At 66.3% G+C, this 18,513-nt stretch carries 18 protein-coding genes, 1 pseudogene and 2 riboswitches; of the genes and pseudogenes, 12 read left to right on the forward strand and 7 right to left on the reverse strand.

Annotated elements, in window-relative coordinates:
- Positions 1-160 precede the first annotated feature (160 nt).
- The 3 genes from CR157_RS21360 to CR157_RS21370 are packed head-to-tail and all read left to right on the forward strand — an operon-like array spanning position 161 to position 2,697.
- Entirely contained in the window at positions 161-955 is a 795-nt protein-coding gene (locus CR157_RS21360) for a pyrroline-5-carboxylate reductase family protein (RefSeq protein WP_181422141.1), read from the forward strand.
- Between the two features lie 33 nt (positions 956-988).
- Positions 989-1,738, forward strand: a complete 750-nt coding sequence (locus tag CR157_RS21365; RefSeq protein WP_110285537.1) for an electron transfer flavoprotein subunit beta/FixA family protein — start codon at positions 989-991, stop codon at positions 1,736-1,738.
- A gap of 14 nt (positions 1,739-1,752) precedes the next feature.
- Positions 1,753-2,697: an electron transfer flavoprotein subunit alpha/FixB family protein gene (locus tag CR157_RS21370; RefSeq protein ID WP_110285538.1), complete on the forward strand. Its 945-nt coding sequence runs from the start codon at positions 1,753-1,755 to the stop codon at positions 2,695-2,697.
- 18 nt (positions 2,698-2,715) lie between these two features.
- Here the strand turns inward: CR157_RS21370 and CR157_RS21375 are convergent, their stop codons facing one another.
- Positions 2,716-3,357, reverse strand: a complete 642-nt coding sequence (locus CR157_RS21375) for a TetR/AcrR family transcriptional regulator (protein ID WP_110285539.1) — start codon at positions 3,355-3,357, stop codon at positions 2,716-2,718.
- A 388-nt stretch (positions 3,358-3,745) separates the two neighbouring features.
- Between CR157_RS21375 and CR157_RS21380 the strand changes: the two genes are divergently transcribed.
- Positions 3,746-4,573, forward strand: coding sequence for a creatininase family protein (locus CR157_RS21380; RefSeq protein ID WP_110285540.1), 828 nt, complete (start codon positions 3,746-3,748; stop codon positions 4,571-4,573).
- A gap of 17 nt (positions 4,574-4,590) precedes the next feature.
- On the opposite strand, the gene CR157_RS21385 is transcribed toward CR157_RS21380, so the two are convergent.
- Positions 4,591-5,685 (reverse strand): glycosyltransferase family 4 protein, encoded by a 1,095-nt coding sequence (locus tag CR157_RS21385; protein ID WP_110285563.1) that lies wholly within the window; start codon positions 5,683-5,685, stop codon positions 4,591-4,593.
- A gap of 14 nt (positions 5,686-5,699) precedes the next feature.
- Complete coding sequence (locus tag CR157_RS23160; RefSeq protein WP_258364261.1) at positions 5,700-5,885, reverse strand: 6-carboxytetrahydropterin synthase; 186 nt, start codon at positions 5,883-5,885, stop codon at positions 5,700-5,702.
- A 544-nt stretch (positions 5,886-6,429) separates the two neighbouring features.
- On the opposite strand from CR157_RS23160, the gene CR157_RS21395 reads away from it, so the two are divergent.
- The 4 genes from CR157_RS21395 to thiC all read left to right on the forward strand — a co-directional run bounded on the left by CR157_RS21395 (position 6,430) and on the right by thiC (position 11,122).
- Positions 6,430-7,551: a porin gene (locus CR157_RS21395; protein ID WP_181422142.1), complete on the forward strand. Its 1,122-nt coding sequence runs from the start codon at positions 6,430-6,432 to the stop codon at positions 7,549-7,551.
- Positions 7,552-7,561: 10 nt separating this feature from the next.
- Positions 7,562-7,888, forward strand: coding sequence for a hypothetical protein (locus tag CR157_RS21400; protein ID WP_146218746.1), 327 nt, complete (start codon positions 7,562-7,564; stop codon positions 7,886-7,888).
- A 137-nt stretch (positions 7,889-8,025) separates the two neighbouring features.
- Positions 8,026-8,153, forward strand: a riboswitch (TPP riboswitch).
- Between the two features lie 77 nt (positions 8,154-8,230).
- Complete coding sequence (tenA, locus tag CR157_RS21405; protein ID WP_110285543.1) at positions 8,231-8,899, forward strand: thiaminase II; 669 nt, start codon at positions 8,231-8,233, stop codon at positions 8,897-8,899.
- 95 nt (positions 8,900-8,994) lie between these two features.
- A riboswitch (TPP riboswitch) is annotated at positions 8,995-9,144 on the forward strand.
- A gap of 88 nt (positions 9,145-9,232) precedes the next feature.
- Positions 9,233-11,122 carry a phosphomethylpyrimidine synthase ThiC gene (gene thiC, locus CR157_RS21410; RefSeq protein WP_110285544.1) on the forward strand — a complete coding sequence of 630 codons (1,890 nt, stop codon included), beginning with the start codon at positions 9,233-9,235 and terminating at the stop codon, positions 11,120-11,122.
- An 88-nt stretch (positions 11,123-11,210) separates the two neighbouring features.
- Here thiC and CR157_RS21415 read toward each other — a convergent pair whose 3' ends face one another.
- The gene (locus CR157_RS21415; RefSeq protein ID WP_110285545.1) at positions 11,211-11,711 is read right to left on the reverse strand and encodes a porin family protein; all 501 of its coding nucleotides are present in this window, start codon (positions 11,709-11,711) and stop codon (positions 11,211-11,213) included.
- A 187-nt stretch (positions 11,712-11,898) separates the two neighbouring features.
- Between CR157_RS21415 and CR157_RS21420 the strand changes: the two are divergent.
- The 4 genes and pseudogenes from CR157_RS21420 to pta form a co-directional block, all read left to right on the forward strand.
- Positions 11,899-12,044: pseudogene (locus CR157_RS21420) on the forward strand (phosphate acyltransferase); the annotation flags it as partial.
- 77 nt (positions 12,045-12,121) lie between these two features.
- The gene (locus tag CR157_RS21425; RefSeq protein WP_110285546.1) at positions 12,122-12,724 is read left to right on the forward strand and encodes a class I SAM-dependent methyltransferase; all 603 of its coding nucleotides are present in this window, start codon (positions 12,122-12,124) and stop codon (positions 12,722-12,724) included.
- A gap of 200 nt (positions 12,725-12,924) precedes the next feature.
- Entirely contained in the window at positions 12,925-14,115 is a 1,191-nt protein-coding gene (locus CR157_RS21430) for an acetate/propionate family kinase (protein ID WP_110285547.1), read from the forward strand.
- A complete protein-coding gene (gene pta / locus CR157_RS21435) occupies positions 14,112-16,346 on the forward strand; it encodes a phosphate acetyltransferase (RefSeq protein WP_110285548.1) in 2,235 nt (744 codons plus the stop codon). Before CR157_RS21430 ends, pta begins: the two co-directional genes overlap by 4 nt.
- On the opposite strand, the gene CR157_RS21440 is transcribed toward pta, so the two are convergent.
- Genes CR157_RS21440 through CR157_RS21450 form a run of 3 tightly spaced genes read right to left on the reverse strand, consistent with a single transcriptional unit; the run spans position 16,317 to position 18,393 of the window.
- Positions 16,317-17,141, reverse strand: a complete 825-nt coding sequence (locus CR157_RS21440) for a thiazole synthase (protein WP_306766797.1) — start codon at positions 17,139-17,141, stop codon at positions 16,317-16,319. The two genes, pta and CR157_RS21440, sit on opposite strands and share 30 nt — an antisense overlap.
- A complete protein-coding gene (thiS, locus tag CR157_RS21445; protein WP_110285549.1) occupies positions 17,141-17,341 on the reverse strand; it encodes a sulfur carrier protein ThiS in 201 nt (66 codons plus the stop codon). The genes CR157_RS21440 and thiS overlap by 1 nt, the downstream gene beginning before the upstream one ends.
- Positions 17,341-18,393: a YeiH family protein gene (locus tag CR157_RS21450; protein ID WP_258364263.1), complete on the reverse strand. Its 1,053-nt coding sequence runs from the start codon at positions 18,391-18,393 to the stop codon at positions 17,341-17,343. The genes thiS and CR157_RS21450 overlap by 1 nt, the downstream gene beginning before the upstream one ends.
- Positions 18,394-18,513: the final 120 nt, after the last annotated feature.

Here is an 18,513-nt window from a genome sequence, read left to right on the forward strand (position 1 = left end):
ATGCCTCCATCTTGTTGTGTACTTGACAAAGCTAGCGGCATATGTACACTCTTGTCAACTAGATGTACATAGGTGTACATAAAGAAATAAACCGGATGTGCCAGGCCGTCATGAAGCGGTGAGATCCGTTACCGGCGGGATGGCAAGAGAGGTGGGACGCATGTCGCAAGGCGCAGTGATCGGCATCATTGGGGGTCATGGGTGGATGGGGCGCTCGCTGGGCGTTGCCCTGCTGGAGCGGAACGTCGTGCCCGCCGGGCAACTGGTGGTCTCATCGCGTTCCGGGCGCGGCACCGCTTACCGCGACTGGCCCGCGGTGCGTTGCGTCAAGAACAACCGTGAGCTGGCTGCCCTGGCGGATGTCATCGTGCTGTCCATTCGCCCGGAGGATCTCGCCAGCGCCGATATCGAGGCACACGACAAACTGGTCATTTCCCTGCTGGCGATGGCCTCCTCGCAGGAGATCTCCAGCCAGGTGGGAAGTCGCCGGGTGGTGCGGGCCATGCCGAATGCCGCGGCGGAGATCCGTCGGGCTTACTTTCCGTGGCATGCCTCACCGCAGGTCACCGATGCCGACAAGCGGCTCGTCCAGGCGCTGCTGGCGAGCTGTGGCACGGCACGGGAGCTTCCCACGGAGCGCGACCTCGATTACCTGACGGCCCTGAGCGGGGCCGGGCCGGCCTACCCCGCCCTGCTGGCCCAATCGATGCTGGAGCACGCCAGGCAGATGGGGATCGCCGACGATATCGCCCTCGAGGCCGTCATGCAGACCCTGGTGGGCGGCAGCCTGCTGCTGGAAAGGCTGGGAACCGACCCCGGCGACATGGTGGAGCGGCTGATTGCCTATGACGGCACCACCGCCAAGGGGCTGCGAACGATGTTGGATGAGGGCATCGGCCAGGCGATTCATCGTGGCCTCGATGCGGCCCACCGGGCGGCCGGTGGATCGCGGTAAAATAAGTCAATCAAGAATTCGGGAGGGCATGAAATGAAAATCCTCGTCGCGGTTAAACGCGTCATCGACTACAACGTCAAGATCCGGGTCAAGCCGGATCATTCCGACGTCGACCTCACCAACGTCAAGATGGCCCTGAACCCCTTCTGCGAGATCGCCGTGGAAGAGGCGGTGCGCCTCAAGGAGCGCGGCGTGGCCAGCGAGGTCGTCGCCGTCACCGTCGGCCCCAAGGCCGCCCAGGAGCAGCTGCGCACCGCCCTGGCGCTGGGTGCCGATCGCGCCGTGCACGTCCAAACCGACGAGCGTGTCGAGTCGCTGGCGGTGGCCAAGCTGCTGGCCAAGGTGGTCGAGGAGGAGCAGCCGGGCCTCACGATCCTCGGCAAGCAGGCCATCGACAGCGACAACAACCAGGTCGGCCAGATGCTCGCCGCCCTGACCGGCCTGCCCCAGGGCACCTTCGCCTCCGAAGTGGTCATCGAGAACGACAAGGCCCAGGTGACCCGCGAGATCGATGGCGGCCTGCAGACCGTCGAACTGACCCTGCCGGCCATCGTCACCACCGACCTGCGCCTCAACGAGCCGCGCTACGCCAAGCTGCCCGACATCATGAAGGCCAAGAAGAAGCCGCTGGCCGTCACGACCCCGGCCGATCTCGGGGTGGAGATCCAGAGTAGAGTGACGCTGCTTAAGGTCGAGTCGCCGGCCGAGCGCCAGGGCGGCATCAAGGTGGGCTCGGTGGACGAGCTGGTCGACAAACTGAAGAACGAAGCCAAAGTGCTTTGAAAGGAGCTGATTGCATGAGCATCCTGGTCCTGGCCGAATATCACGACGGACAATTGAGCGCGGCGACGGCACAGGTCGTGGCCGCCGCCCAGCAGATCTCACAGGCCGACGGTGGTGAGATCCATGTGCTGGTGGCGGGCGAGGCCGTCAGCGCCGAGGCCGCGGCCCGGCTCGACGGCGTGCGCAAGGTGCGCGTCGCCGACCACGCCGTCTATGCTCACCAGTTGGCCGAGCCGCTGAGCGCCCTGCTGGTCGACCTGGCCGGCGAGTACACCCACGTGCTGGCCGCCGCCTCCACCACCGGCAAGAACGTGCTGCCGCGTCTCGCCGCGCTCAAGGATGTCAGCCAGATCTCCGAGATCATCGGCGTCGAGTCCGACGACACCTTCAAGCGCCCGATCTACGCCGGCAACGCCATCGCCACCGTGCAGAGCGCCGACCCGCTCAAGGTGATCACCGTGCGCGCCACCGCCTTCGATGCGGTTGCCGAGGGGAATAGTGCTCCCATCGAAGCCGTCGATACCGTGGTGGAGAACGCCCAGTCCACCTTCGTCAAGGAAGCACTGGCGGCCAGCGACCGCCCCGAGCTCTCCGCGGCGCGGGTGGTGATCTCCGGCGGCCGCGGCATGGGCAGCGGCGAGAACTTCACGCTGCTTGACGGCATCGCCGACAAGCTCGGCGCGGCGATCGGCGCATCAAGAGCCGCGGTGGACGCCGGCTTCGTGCCCAACGACATGCAGGTCGGCCAGACCGGCAAGATCGTCGCCCCGGAGCTGTATATCGCCGTGGGCATCTCGGGGGCCATCCAGCACCTGGCGGGGATGAAAGACTCCAAGGTGATCGTGGCGATCAACAAGGACGAGGAGGCGCCGATCTTCCAGGTCGCGGACTATGGACTCGTCGCCGACCTGTTCGAGGCCCTGCCGGAGCTGGAAAGCAAGCTGTCAGGACCTTCTTGAGAGCAGCATTGGGCGCCGCTAACCGCCCTTCTCCGGCGAATAACCATGCCGCGCGTGAAAGCGCTGCAGCTCTCGGGGACGCGGCGGCTGCCCAGTGAAGATCTCGACATAGGCGGGAATGCGCCGCATGCGTACCTCGAGCGCTTCCTGGGTCTTCATCGAGATATAGCCGATCTGGGTGAGATAGATGGTGCGGCCGCGGACGTTGGCTGCCAGCGGTTCATAGCCGTAACGCTCGAACATGCGCGTCAGCGCCTCGATACGCGCCTCGTCCGCAGTATCGATCTCCCTTGCCACCCCCTCTGACTGCAACGCCCAGCTGCGCATCGCAAATTCCAGCTGGGAGTCGAAAAGCCCAGGATCCAGCCAGCAGTCGAAGACATTGAGGATCGCTTCGACAATGGTCTCGGCATAGGCCTCGGTCTGCCGCACCAGGCCCTGGGTGTTCTTTTCCCGCCAGCGCTCGATCAGAGCATCCAGCAGCGCCTCGCGATCCTTGAAGAACCAATAGAAACTGGTCCGCGAGAGGTTGAGCCGCTTGGCCAGCGGCAGGATCCGTACGCTATCCACGCCCGACTCGAGCAGCAACTCGAAGGCCGCATCGAGCCAGGCGTCGCGGGAACCTTTCCATTTGGTGTTGTGGTTATCGGCGGGTTGCATCGAGACGGTCTCTGTGGGGCGAGAATGCAGGGGAAGTGCAGGAGAAAACCCAAGCGTACATTAGTGTCTAGTTTATGTACACAAAGTCATGCTGCCATCATTCCATGGTGAGCAGGACGAGAGACACTCCATCATGACCCACGATCCGCTGCCACCTCCGGCCAGGATCACGGGCGTGAACACGAGCGAACCTCCTCTTGACGGGCGGCGCCCGGCGTGCAGGAACGTCACTCCGCGACGACACTGTGTTCGAAAGGCCGGAGACCATTTCATGCCCATGCCGTCACGCCCCCTGCGACACCTTTATCCTGCTCGGCATGCCCGGGCTGGCCTCCGGCGACCTCTACGCGCGACTGACCGATGACCGACACGGCATCAAGGAGACCTCATGAGCGACGCCCCCTCTCCCGATCAGACACGATGGGCCCGCTGGCTGGACCTCACCAGTCGCGAGATGGAGTACCTGCAGAGCAGTGCCGTGGCGGTGATGGTGCTCGGCGCCATCGAGCAGCACGGTGCCCATCTGCCGCTCTCCACCGACCTGGACATCGGCCAGGGGCTGCTCGAAGAGGCGCTTACCCACCTTCCCGCGCGGTTCCCGCTGGTGATCCTGCCGCCCATGGCGGTGGGCGCCAGTGACGAGCACCTGAGCTTTCCCGGCACCCTGAGCCTCTCGCCGGAGCTGGCCATCGCCACCCTCGAGGCCCATGGCGACGCCGTGGCCCGCGCCGGCCTGCACCGGATGGTGCTGATCAACAGCCATGGCGGCAACCAGGCGGTGATGGACCTCGCCGGACGCCGGCTGCGCCGCCACCACGGCATGATGGTGGTCAAGGTCAACTACACCCGCATGCCCCCGCCCGGCACCCTTCCCGCCGGCGGCCTGCCGGCCGAGGAGCGGCGCCACGGGCTGCACGGCGGCGCCGTGGAGACCGCCATGATGCGCCACCTGGCCCCGCACAAGGTGCGCCTCGACCAGCTGGACCATCCCCATTCCTGCGGGGAAGCGATGGAGGAGCAGGGACTGCTGCTGGCCCCGGAGGGCGAGGCCGCCTTCGCCTGGCTGGCCGAGGACCTGCACCCCGAGGGAGTGGTGGGCAATGCCCGGCTGGGCACCGCCGAGCTGGGCGGTCGACTGGTGGCCCATTACGGCAAGCGCATCGCTCGCATCCTGCGCGAGACCCAGGCGATGGACACCGGTCGCACCCGCGGCTGAGCGACCTCAGGGCCGGTTCATGCCCCTCGGTCTCTGGGCGCCACCGAAGCGGATGCCGGGAGATCCAGGGCGACCGCGAAACGTTCGCCGGCCTGCTGCCAGTCCGCCAGCCCCTCACGGGCCCGACGGGCGCCGCGACGTAGCCGACGGCGCAGCTCGGCGTCGTCGAACCAGCGCGCCAGGGCCCCGCGCAGCGCCAGCGCGTCGCCGGGTGGCACGGTGATGCCCGCCGCCGGCGGCAGGGTGTCGGCGAGCGCCCCGCCGGTGGTGGTGATCACCGGCAGCCCCCGGGCCAGGGCCTCGGTGACCACCATGCCGTAGCCCTCGTAATGCGAGGGCAGCACGAACAGGTCCGCGTGATGGTAGGCCTCGGCCAGGCCGGCGGCGTCCCGTTCGCCCGGCCAGAGCAGGCGCTCGGCCAGGCCGTGGCGGCGGGTCGCGGCGACCAGGCGGGCGGCATGCGCCGGGTCCCGGTCGTGGCTGCCGACCGCCTCGCACACCCAGTCGCGGTCGGCGAGCCCGGCCAACGCCTCGACCAGCAGTTCATGGCCCTTGCGCGGCGTCAGGCTGGCCACGCAGAGCAGGCGATGGGGGCGTTCGGTGTCCTCGAGATCCAGCGCGCTGGTGGCCAGGGCCGCCCGCTCGACCCCCGGCTCGACCACCCGGATGCGCGCCTCGGGCACGCGCCAACGCGACAGGCCCCGGGCGGTATAGGGGCTGGTGACGATCACCCGGCGGATCGCGGCCAGGGCGCGGGCCTCGCTCGCGAACAGGCGTCGTTGACTCTCCTCGTCGAGCCCGGTCTCGTCGGCCAGGGGATGGTGAACGAGGGCGGTGATCGCCAGGCGATCGGCATGCCGCTCGACCACCTCGGGCAGCCCGCCCATGGCCAGGCCGTCGATCACCACCCGGGCCCCCTCGGGCAACGCCGCCAGGGTCGTGTCCAGGCTCCGCCGGGCCGTGGTGTCGGGGTCCGGGAAACGGCCGTCGAGCCCCGTAACCGCGACCCGCCATCCGCGGCGGCGCAGCTCCGCGACCATGCGCGCATCATAGACATAACCCCCGGTGAGCTGGCCGGGGTCGCCGGCGACGATCAGGGTGAGGTCGGGCATCGTGGTCTCCTCCATCAGGGCTTGTCCTCGCAACCGGTCGAGGCGAGATGGGACTCGTACAGGGTCACGCTCATGGCGTCGAGCTGGAAGCCGACGTCGATCACATAGCTGGCGCCGTGGATACGCCGGACGGGTCCGAAGATCTCGCTATGCAAGCCGTGGGCGATCATGAAGTGGTCGCGGACATTGAGTCGGTACATGCAATGCCCTGGCCGGACATCGGGTCAGTCGTAGGCATCGTGATTCACAAATATACAAGATCATTCTATCTTTTTCCGATGCGAGACCTTGGCAGCCCGCTTTCAGCAGACGATCCAAGTGCCAACATTGCAGTATCGAACTACTTGACTTTCTCCAAGCCGTCTACCAAGGTACATCAAGAGTATTTCATACCCATTCTGTCATGGATAATCGCGGCATTCACAAGGACAAGCAAGGGGGGGCTGACGGACGAAAAGTCGCATTATGACGTGTATATGACTTCGATATCTTCCATTTGGCCAAGCTTGGCAGAGTGTTTCTTTTCGACGCTCAGGAGAAGTGAGCCTGGCATCAGGCGCACCTAGCTTCAGGCGCATAATAAGCACAAAGGACTCGGAGAGCTCTATTCGGCACTCGACACGGAACATAGGCGCAGACATCCATAGCCCAGCACCTTTCCAGTGGAGAGTGGAGAAGCAGCAGGCCGGCGCTCATCCCCCAACAACCGACGCTCTTGTAACAACAATCATGGAGAGTTTACTCATGACAAAGCAATTCGTCACCCTGCAGCACCTTGGTGCGTTGTCCGCCGTCGCACTACTCGGGGTCTCGGGTACCGCATCGGCCATCGAAGCCGAGATCTCCGGCCACGTGAACCGGGCGATCATGGCTTACGAAGACGGCGAGGACTCGCAGACCGCGTTCGTCGACAACGAGACCAGCAACAGCCGCATGCGCTTCCGGGGCTCCGGCGAGATAATGCAGGGGGTGAACGCCGGCGTCTATGGCGAATGGGAGATCGTCTCCACCAATTCCAGCGAGGTCACCATCGACACGACAAGCAGTAGCAATAGTGAATTCCAGGTCAACAAACGCCACCTGGACGCCTTCGTCGAGGGGGGCTTCGGCAAGGTCAGCCTGGGGCAGGGCGATGGCGCGGCCAACGGCATCGCCGAGATCGACCTCTCCGGCACCTCGCTGATCAACTATGCCGGCGCAACGGACATCGGCGGTAGCATCGCCTTCCAGGAGGGCGGCCAGCCGTTTACCGCGAATGGCGCGGTAGGGCAAGCCAGAATCCGGGATACCTACAGCCAGTTTGACTTCGAAAGCCGCTTCGACCGGGTGCGCTACGACACGCCGAGCGTCGGCCCCTTCGACTTCGCCATCGCCACCGGGACCAAGAGTGATGACGACGACACCACCGACGCGGCAGTGCGCTACGGGGCCACCTATGCCAACGGTGCGCAGATCGCCGCAGGGCTTGGCTATTCCGCGCGTTCCAGGGGTGGCGACACGGGAACGGTGGAGACCTTCGGTGGTTCGGCTTCGCTGCTGCTTGCCAACGGCCTGAACGTCACCCTCCTCTACACTCAGCGGGAGGATGATGCCGACCTGGATGCCGATACCCTCTGGGGCAAGGTCGGCTACAAGGTGGGCCACCACGCCGTCGCCGTCGACGTGGGCCAGACCAACGATCTGCTGGGCGGCGGCGCCTTCGACTCCGAGAGCACGGTGTACGGTATCGGCTATACCTATACGCCGGTCAACTGGGCAGAATTCTATGCCGGCGTGAAGCAGCACCAGCTGGACGTGTCACTGGCCAGCGTGAGCGACCCTGATGACATCAACATCGCCACCGTCGGCACCCGACTGAAGTTCTGAGGAGGCGACCTTGAAGTACGCGCAACCGCTTCTCCCAATGATTCTCACCGTGGGCCTGCTGACTGGCTGCGCCGGTCAGCCCACGGAGTTCCGTTCCGACCGGGAGACGCCAGAGGGGCCAGGCATGCTCTCCGGCGAAGAGGGAGGGTGGGTACTGTTCGGCGAGAAGCGCCGACAGCGGAGCGAAGAGTCTTCATCCGGCGGGCCACTGCCGGATGAAGGCGAGTTCCGCGAATACCAGGAGTGGAAGGAACGGGCCCGGGAGTCCGGCGAGTACGAGGAGTTCCAGGACTGGCTGCGCTGGCGTGAATATCGCCGCTGGCAGGAGGCGCAGTAGCACCTCAGCCGCCCCTTTCAGGGCATAACGGCAATCACTCAACATCAGAACGATATAATGGTAATCATTTCCAAGAAACCTTTGGATATCACGACCTAAAGGCTGGCAAGTCGCCGCCAGCCTGCTAGACTGGCCTCCAACGCTTGACGGGGTGCCGGTGAATCCGGCTGAGATGGCGCAGACTGACCGCAAGGTCATCACAGCGCTGGTCCCGTGGAACCTGATCCGGTTGGTACCGGCGTAGGGAATCAGGCGGTGGGATCGGCCACGCAGCACCTTCTTCGGCCCTCCCCCTCCTTCTCCTCGCCAGTGCTCCGGATCGACGCTTCGACCGGAGGCAAGATGGGCTACCGCTTCGACGACCTGACCGCCGCCTGCCAGCACGACTGGCGCGCCTACATCGAGCACGACTTCGTGCGCGAGCTCGGCGCCGGCTCACTCGCGCATGACGCCTTTCGCCACTACCTGCAGCAGGACTACCTGTTCCTGATCCACTTCGCCCGGGCCTATGCCCTGGCCGCCTACAAGAGCCGCACCCTCACCGACCTGCGCCAGGCCCATGAGGGGCTCAAGGCGATTCTCGACGTGGAACTCGATCTGCATGTGAGCTACTGCCGCGACTGGGGCATCGACGAGGACGACCTGGCCCGGCTGCCGGAGGCTCGGGCAACGCTGGCCTATACCCGTTATGTGCTGGACACCGGCAACCGCGGCGACCTGCTCGACCTGCACGTGGCGCTGGCCCCCTGCCTGATCGGCTACGGCGAGATCGCGGGCTGGCTGGGTGCCCAGTCTTTCACGGTACGCGGCGAGGCCAACCCCTATGACGCCTGGATCGCCATGTACGAGGGCGAGGAGTTCCAGGGCGCCATGCGCGCCGAGCTCGACTGGTTGAATGCACGCCTGGCCGACGTCACCCCGGCACGCTTCCAGGAGCTGTCGGAGGTGTTCCGCGACGCCACCCGCCTGGAGATCGATTTCTGGCAGATGGGGCTGGATCGGGCTCTCTGACCTCCAGAGGCCCCTGGCCCCAACGCCACCCTCCCGCTGGCCCTGGTCAGGCCAGCGGGTGACGTCAGACTGGTGATCACGTGATCGCCCGACCACCACGCTTGACGGGGTGCCGTTGACGACGGCTGAGATCATGCCTCCCGCCACAAGGCGACAGCATGGATCCCGTTGAACCTGAACTGGCTAATTCCCTGTTTTCAAGGACAGGAGAGGGTACCAGCGTAGGGATCAAGCGACATGCAGCGAGGCCACGCCAGCCACTGCCCCTGTCCTCCCCAGCTGTCCTCCCTGACAACAACCCCAGACGTGACCATCCCCAAGGGAGAACAACCGATGAGCAAGACCCAGCACTTCCTCGCCGAGACCGCCAAGGTCGACGACGCCGCCGTCCAGCCGCTGCCCGGTTCGCGCAAGGTCTATGTGGAGGGCTCCCGCCCCGATATTCGCGTGCCCTTCCGCGAGATCGCGCTGTCGCCGACGAAGACCTCCGGTGCCGACGAGGAGAACCCGCCGCTGCTGGTTTACGACACCTCGGGCCCCTACACCGACCCCACGGCCGAGATCGACCTGCGCCGTGGCCTGCCCGAGCTGCGTCGTGCCTGGATCGAGGAGCGCGACGACACCGAGTTCCTCGATGGGCCGACCAGCGAATACGGGCAGCGCCGTGCCAACGACCCCATGCTCGCCCAGTTGCGCTTCGACCTGACACGCACGCCGAGGCGCGCCAAGGCCGGCCGCAACGTCACCCAGCTGCATTACGCCCGCCAGGGCATCATCACCCCGGAGATGGAATTCATCGCCCTGCGCGAGAACCAGCGCCGCCAGGCCCTGGGCACCGAGGAAGTCGAGCGCATCCTCGGCCACCAGCACCCGGGCCAGGGCTTCGGCGCCCGCCTGCCCGAGGAGATCACCCCCGAGTTCGTGCGCCGGGAAGTGGCCGAAGGCCGGGCGATCATCCCCAACAACATCAACCATCCCGAGTCCGAGCCGATGATCATCGGCCGCAACTTCCTGGTGAAGATCAACGGCAACCTGGGCAACTCGGCGGTGACCTCCTCCATCGAGGAGGAGGTGGACAAGATGACCTGGGGCATCCGCTGGGGCGCGGATACCATCATGGACCTCTCCACCGGCCAGAACATCCACGAGACCCGCGAGTGGATCATCCGCAACGCCCCGGTGCCGATCGGTACCGTGCCGATCTACCAGGCGCTGGAGAAGGTCAATGGGGTGGCCGAGGACCTGACCTGGGAGGTGTTCCGCGACACCCTGATCGAGCAGGCCGAACAGGGCGTGGACTACTTCACCATCCACGCCGGCGTGCTGCTGCGCTACGTGCCGCTGACCGCCAAGCGCGTGACCGGCATCGTCTCGCGGGGCGGCTCGATCATGGCCAAGTGGTGCCTGTTCCACCACCAGGAGAGCTTCCTCTACACTCACTTCGAGGAGATCTGCGAGATCTGCAAGCAGTATGACGTGGCCTTCTCGCTGGGTGACGGCCTGCGCCCCGGCTCGGTGGCCGACGCCAACGACGAGGCCCAGATGGCCGAGCTCAAGACCCTGGGCGAGCTGACCCACATCGCCTGGAAGCACGACGTGCAGGTGATGATCGAGGGCCCCGGCCACGTGCCCATGCACCTGGTCAAGGAGAACATGGACAAGCAGCTCGAGTACTGCGACGAGGCGCCCTTCTACACCCTCGGCCCGCTGGTCACCGACATCGCGCCAGGCTACGACCACATCACCTCCGGCATCGGCGCGGCGATGATCGGCTGGTACGGCTGCGCCATGCTCTGCTACGTGACCCCCAAGGAGCACCTGGGCCTGCCCAACAAGGACGACGTCAAGACCGGCATCATCACCTACAAGATCGCCGCCCATGCCGCGGACCTGGCCAAGGGGCATCCGGCCGCCCAGCGCCGCGACAATGCCCTGTCCAAGGCGCGCTTCGAGTTCCGCTGGGAGGACCAGTTCAACCTGGGCCTCGACCCGGATACCGCGCGCGAGTACCACGACGAGACCCTGCCCAAGGACTCGGCCAAGGTGGCCCACTTCTGCTCCATGTGCGGACCCAAGTTCTGCTCGATGAAGATCAGCCAGGAGGTGCGCGACTACGCCAGCGAGCATGGCCTCGACGGCGATCAGGAAGCGGTGATGAAGGGCATGGAGGAGCAGGCGGAGAAGTTTCGCCGCGAAGGTGGCGAGCTCTACCGGGAGGTATAAGGCTCGACGCGGGCCTTGAAACGGAATGCCCCGCCGCTACCAGGTAGCGGCGGGGCATTCTTCATACGCCGGCCCGGGCCCGCGCGGGTCAGAACCGATAGGTCAGGCCGATGCTCGCCGCGTCGAAGTTGTGGTTCGACTTGTCGAGGTAGCGCATGTAGTCGGCGCCGATCGCCAGGTTGGGGGCGACATCGAACTCGCCGCCGGCACCGTAGGAGAAGTCGCCCTCGCGATCTACATCGAAGTCCACCTCGGTGTAACCCAGCAGGCCGTAGAGGCGCAACGTATCGCCGAGGGGCAGGATCCCCTTGGCGTAGGCACCGACCAGGTAGTCCAGTTCGATGCCACCGTCGGAGCCGCCGGTACCCAGGTGGCCTTCCGCGGCGAAGTAGTCGTTGAACTGGGCACCGCCGCGCAGGCGCACGCCGACGCTGTCGCGATCAGGCCCACGATCACGATCGAGTTCCCAGAACATGGCATCGCCGCCGATGTAGGGCTGCATGCTCATGGGCTGCTGGGCCAGGGCGGTCGAGGCGCAGGCCCCCGCGACCAGCAGGGCCGAAACTGAGGAAATGGCAAGCGTCTTCATGGAGCACCTCCATAATTAGGAAACAGCGTTTCCTTTCGCAAGCACAATTCTGGTACAGTCAGGGCTCGAACGCAAGTCCCGGCTTACCTCTGCCGCGACTGGCCCAGCAACATGCCAGGTATCCCCGCTTTCTGACGCAACGCAGCATGCGTCCGCCGTTACGGCTTCCACGGCACTAACCATGCATCGTCAGAAGGCCCCGGATTCGCCAGTGGCGGCCGCACCACGGTGTTCGTCTTCCCCGACCTCAACACCGGCAACACCACCTACAAGGCAGCGCAGCGCAGCGCCCGGGTGGTCAGCGTCGCCCCCATGCTGCAGGGCCTGACGGAACGCGCTCTATCCCCCTCGCCTCTGTCGGCCTAGAGTGGAAGCATACATTGTTCTCTAAAGCAGCAGGAGGCACGCCCATGACCGCGCAAGACCGACCCACGGCCTTGGCAGGAAACGGGAGACGCGCCCAGCTATCGCTCTTCGCGCGCAACTTCTTCAAGCACCCCCGTATGCTGGGCTCGATCATCCCCAGTTCCCCCTTTCTGGTGCGGCGATTGGTCGAGCGGATCGACTGGCAGAACACCCGGGTCGTCGTCGAATACGGGCCCGGAGTCGGAACCATCACCCGGGAGCTCCTGCGCCACATGCCACCGGAGTTGACCCTGCTGGCGCTGGAAACCAATCAGGAGTTCGTCGACTTCCTCCAGCAGTCGCTGCCAGACCCCCGGCTCCGAGTGGTGCGGGGCTCCGCCGAGACGATCCAGGCCGAGCTGACTCGCCTGGGGCTGCCCGCCGCCGATTACGTGGTGGCCGGCATCCCCTTCAGCACCATGCCGGCCACGAGCCGCGAGGCCATCCTCATGAACAGCCTCGACGCGCTCTCGCCCCAGGGCTCCATGCTGATCTACCAGTTCTCCGCCAAGGTATTACCCGACCTGCACCGCGTCTTCTCCGACGTAGAGTGCGATTTCGAGCCCCTCAACATTCTCCCGGCGAAGCTCTACTACTGCCGCCCCTGAGGCGCCTGCCCGACCACCGCACCGACTGGAGAGATGGACCGCCCTCACCCCCTGATGCAACGCAGCATGCTAGCAGCCTGTCGGGCTTAACGCTGATCTACTGCGAAACCCGGGCTTTCTCGCGACGACCGGTCAAATCCGACAGGCTGCTAGACTGATGTTTTACTGTCTTGCCTGACCTGCCTTTCCAAGGACTGCCGATGAACGACCCGGTGCTGGTCATCAACTGTGGCTCTTCCTCGATCAAGTATGCCCTGATACCCGATACGCCAGACCTGCCGCGCCAGGCCGGGCTGGTCGAACGCCTGGGCAGCAGCGATGCCCGCCTGAAGGGGCACGACAGCCGCGGCGAACCGTTCGAGCGTGCCCTGGCCGGCGACGATCATGTCCGGGCCCTGGAAGCGATCCTCAACGGCCTCGAGGGACGCCTGCCCGGCGCCGTGGGGCACCGCATCGTGCACGGCGGCGAACGCTTCACCCGGGCCACGCGCATCGACGACGAGGTGGTGGCGGCCATCGAGGCGACCGCCGACCTGGCACCGCTGCACAATCCGTACAACCTCCAGGGGGTGGTGGCCACCCGCCAGCTGTTCCCCGAGCTGCCCCAGGTCGCGGTGTTCGACACCGCCTTCCACCAGACCCTGCCGCCGCGGGCCTACCGCTACGCCCTGCCGGAGGCGCTCTACCGTGACCATGGCATCCGCCGTTACGGCTTCCACGGCACCAGCCACGCCTACGTCAGTGCCCGCGCCGATGCCCTGAGCAGTCTCGAGGGCGGCGGCTGGCTGACGGCGCACCTGGGCAACGGCTGCTCCACCGCCGCCGTCCGGGAGGGACGCAGCCTCGATACCAGCATGGGCCTGACCCCGCTGGAGGGCCTGGTGATGGGCACCCGCAGCGGCGACGTGGACCCGGGCCTGCATTCGCACCTGGCCCGCCGGCTCGGCTGGCCCCTTGCGCGCATCGACGAGGTGCTCAACCGCGGCAGCGGCCTGCTGGGGCTCTCCGGGTTGACCAACGACATGCGCGAACTGGAAGCTGCCGCCGAGGAGGGCCATGCCGGCGCCCAGCTGGCCATCGAGGTATTCTGCTATCGCGTCGCCAAGTCACTGGCGGCGCTCTCCTGCGCCCTGCCCCGCCTCGACGGCATCGTCTTCACCGGCGGCATCGGCGAGAACTCGCCGCTGGTGCGGGAAAAGGTGGTCGGCCATCTGCCCCACTTCGGCCTCGGCCTCGACCGTGCCGCCAATACCGCGACGGTGCGCGGCCGCGAGGGGCGCATCGACGGCCGCCACCCCGCCGCCCCGCGGCTGTGGGTGATTCCCACCGACGAGGAGGGCCGCATCGCCGAGGAGACGCGCCAGCTGCTGATGAAAGGGCCCGCCCGATGACATCCCCCGAGATCCCCGACGCACCACAGACCCTGCTGCTGGTGCCCACCAGCGAGGGCGCCGGCCTCACTTCCGCCTGCCTGGGGCTGATCCGGGCGCTGGACGCCATCGGCCTCAAGGCCGGCTTCCTCAAGCCGCTGCGCCAGGACGAGCTCAATGGCCCGGGGCCGGACCGCTCCACGGCGCTGGTCGCCAGCACCCTGGGGCTGTCCCCGCCGGCGCCGATTCCCCAGGGCGAGATGGAGCAACTGCTGCGCGACGACCGTCTGGACGTGCTGATGGAGCAGGTGGTGGAGCTGCAGGACCAGGCGATCGCGGCCCATCGCGACAGCCCGCCGGACCTGCTGGTGGTGGAAGGTCTCGTGCCCACCCGCCACGGCACCTACGCCACCCAACTCAATGCCCAGCTGGCCCATGCCCTCAACGCCCGGATCATCCTGGTGGGCACCGGCGACATGGCCGACTCCCGGGCCCTGGCCGAGCAGCTCGACATGCATGCCCGCGCCTTCGGCGGGGTGAGCTCCAACCGCACCCTGGGGTGCATCCTGATGCGCCTGCACAACCTGCCGAGTGCCGGCGAGAACGAGGCCGCCCTGGCCCCGGGCACCGCCCCCCCGATGCTCGACGAGGCCCAGCTCGCCGAGTTGCGTCGCCATTCCCCGGCGCTGGCCACCGAGTGCTTCCACCTGATCGGCGCGGTGCCCTATACCCCTTCCCTCAGTGCCCCGAGGGTGCTCGACGTGGCTCGTGCCCTGAACGCCCGCTTCCTCAGCGAGGGCGAAGCGGCGACCCGCCGGGTGCTCTCGACCAGCCTGTGCGCGCGTAGTGCAGCCAACGCCCTGCATGTCTTCCGCCCCGGCAGCCTGATCGTCACCTCCGGTGATCGCGATGACATCGTGCTCGCCACGGCGCTGGCCACCATGAACGGGGTGCCCATGGCCGGCGTGCTGCTGACCAACGGCTACCTGCCCGGCGAGAACATGATCGAGATGTGTCGCCCGGCGCTGAAGACCGGCCTGCCGGTGCTGACGGTGGATACCGACAGCTTCACCACGGCGAAGAACCTCGGCCAGATGGGCAACGACATCCCGGTGGACGACGCGGAGCGGGCCGAACGGGTCGCCGCCTTCGTCGCCGCCCACCTCGACCTGCAGTGGCTCAAGGATCACCTCAGCCACGGCTATACCCATCGGCTCTCGCCCTCGGCCTTCCGCCACCAACTGGTCAAGCAGGCCCAGCGGGCCAACCGGCGTATCGTGCTGCCCGAAGGCGACGAGCCACGCACGCTGGAGGCGGCCGCCATCTGCCAGCGTCGCGGCATCGCCCGCTGCGTGCTGCTGGGCAGGCGCGAGGAGATCCAGGAAGTGGCCCACCATCGCGGCATCGTGCTGCCGGAAGGGCTCGAGATCATCGACCCGGACAGCATCCGCGACCGTTACGTGGCGCCCATGGTGGAACGACGCACCGGCAAGGTGAACGAGTTGACCGCCGAGGCCCAGCTCCACGACAACGTGGTGCTCGGCACCATGATGCTGCTGCTCGACGAGGTCGATGGCCTGGTCTCCGGAGCGGTGCACACCACCGCCAACACCCTGCGGCCCGCCTTCCAGCTGATCCGGACCGCCCCCGGCTATCACCGGGTGTCGTCGATCTTCTTCATGCTGCTGCCCGAGCAGGTGGTGGTCTACGGCGACTGCGCGGTGAACCCCGACCCGGACGCCGAGGCCCTGGCCGAGATCGCCCTGCAGAGTGCGCGCTCCGCCCAGGCCTTCGGCATCGAGCCGCGGGTGGCGATGATCAGCTACTCGACCGGCGAGTCCGGCAGCGGTGTCGACGTGGAGAAGGTGCGCCAGGCCACCCGCCTGGCCCGGGAGCAAGCGCCGGAGCTGCTGATCGACGGCCCACTGCAGTACGACGCCGCCGCCATCGAGAGCGTCGGCCGCCAGAAGGCGCCGGACTCGCCGGTGGCCGGCCGCGCCACGGTGTTCGTCTTCCCCGACCTCAACACCGGCAACACCACCTACAAGGCGGTGCAGCGCAGCGCCCGGGTGATCAGCGTCGGCCCCATGCTGCAGGGCCTCGCCAAGCCGGTGAACGACCTCTCCCGCGGCGCCCTGGTCGACGACATCGTCTACACCATCGCGCTGACCACCATCCAGGCGGCCCAGAACGAGAGCACGAATCAGGGCAAGCGGACGGTGTCAGGCACCGATACGACCCGCGGCGGGTGACGAGGGCTCGGCCTGGCCGCGGCGTGGCATACGCCCCGCCAGAAAGGCACTCCGCCCCGCCTCGACCGCCAGCTTCATCGCCCTGGCCATCTGGATCGGCTGCGCCGCATGGGCGATCGCCGAGTTCATCAGCACTGCGTCGCACCCCAGCTCCATCGCCATGGCGGCCTCGGAGGCCGTACCGATGCCGGCATCGACCAGTACCGGAACACCGGCCTGCTCGATGATCAGCCGGATGTGGTGCGGGTTCTGAATGCCACACCCTGAGCCGATCAGCGATCCCAGTGGCATGACGGCGCAACAACCCAGCTTCTCCAGCTCGAGCGCCACGATGGGGTCATCGCTGGTATACGCCATGACGTCGAAGCCGTCATGCACCAGCGCTTCGGCGGCCTTCAGGGTCTCGACCACGTCGGGATAGAGCGTCTTCGCGTCGCCCAACACCTCGAGCTTGACCAGGTTGTGGCCGTCCAGCAGTTCGCGAGCGAGCTTGCAGGTCCGTACGGCGTCGCGGGCGTCGTAGCAGCCCGCCGTGTTGGGCAGCAGCGTATAGCGATCCGGCGACACCGCATCGAGCAGATGCGGCTCGCCGGGGGCCTGGCCGAGGTTAGTGCGCCGTACGGCAAAGGTCACGACCTGCGTACCGCTCGCCTCCAGCGCCCGGGCCGTCTCGTCGAAGTCCCGGTACTTTCCCGTTCCCACCATCAGGCGGGACGTGAAGCGCCTGCCCGCCACCATCAGTGGCGTATCCTCAGCCGCTTGTTTCAGCATCCCGCCATTCTCGTTGATCCGCATCAGCCACCTCCGATGGCATGCACGATTTCAATACGGTCGCCCTCGGAAATCTGCACCTCGTCGTGGCGACTGCGCGGCACGATTTCCTCATTCAGCTCGACCGCCACGCGCTGCCTTTGCAGTTCATGGGCCACCAACAGCTGGTGGATCGTGGTCTCCGGGTTCAGCAAGCGATACTCGCCATTTATCCAGACGCGCATCAGATGCTCACTACGTCGAACAGGATGAACACCAGCACCAGCGCCAGCAGGAACAGGGTTTCGGCCACCATCAGGATGACCGGCTTCCACCCCACCACGGCCAGCTTCTGGAACGAGGTCTTGATCCCCAGTGCCGCGATGGCCGTGACCAGGCACCAGCGGGACAGGTCCGTCATGCCGTCGGCTACGCTCACCGGTATTGCGCCCAGGCTGTTGATGATCACCAGTACCACGAAGGCGACCAGGAAACCGGGCAGCCTGGGCACCTTGCTCCTGCCTTCGCGGCCCTCGCTATGGCGGAAGAGGAAGGTAAAACACATCACGACCGGCACCAGCATCGCCACCCGCATCAGCTTGACGAACGTCGAGATGTCGCCGGCTTCCTCCGAGATCATGTACCCCGCTCCGACGACCTGGGCCACGTCATGGATCGTGCCCCCCAGAAACACTCCGGCCTGCTGGTCCGTCAGGCTCAACACTCCGACGACCAGCGGATAAAGCACCATCGCCGCCGTGGACAGGGTCGTGACCCCCACGACCGTGAGAATGGTATTGCGTTCGCTGTTGGCCCCGCGCGGCATGACCGCCGATAGCGCCAGTGCTGCCGAAGCCCCGCAGATGGCGACCGCGCCTCCCGTCAGCAGCCCCATGTCACGATGCAGCCCCATCAGTCTGGCCAGCAGTACCCCCATCAGGATGGTCAGCACCACGCCGGCCACCACCGTGACAATCGGCCCGACCCCCAGGGAGGTGACCTGTTCGATGGTGATCCGCACACCGAGCAGGGCAACACCAAAGCGCAGGATGGTCCGGGCGGCAAACTCGATCCCCGCCACGCAGCGCCCCTCCTCCGACAGGAAATGCAACGACATGCCGAACAGCAGGGCATACAGCAGCGTGGGCCCTCCGTAGTGGTCGGCGATGAAAGTCGTGGCCAGGGCGATGGTGATGCAGATCAGCACACCCGGCATGACGTGCGGGAACCCCTCGGCTGCCGTTCGCGAAAAGGTGATCGGGCTACGCATGGCTCGCTTACCACGTTCAATGATCATGTTGTCATTTCCTTTCAATAATCCGGGCACGAACTTACCCGCAGTGCATGAAATGCACCGTGAGACGCTCGACCTGGTTCAAGAAAAACTGGCGATGGGCTCGGCCTTGATGACCCCTTC

The organism is Halomonas sp. LBP4, assembly GCF_003202205.1.
Lineage (GTDB): Bacteria > Pseudomonadota > Gammaproteobacteria > Pseudomonadales > Halomonadaceae > Halomonas > Halomonas flagellata.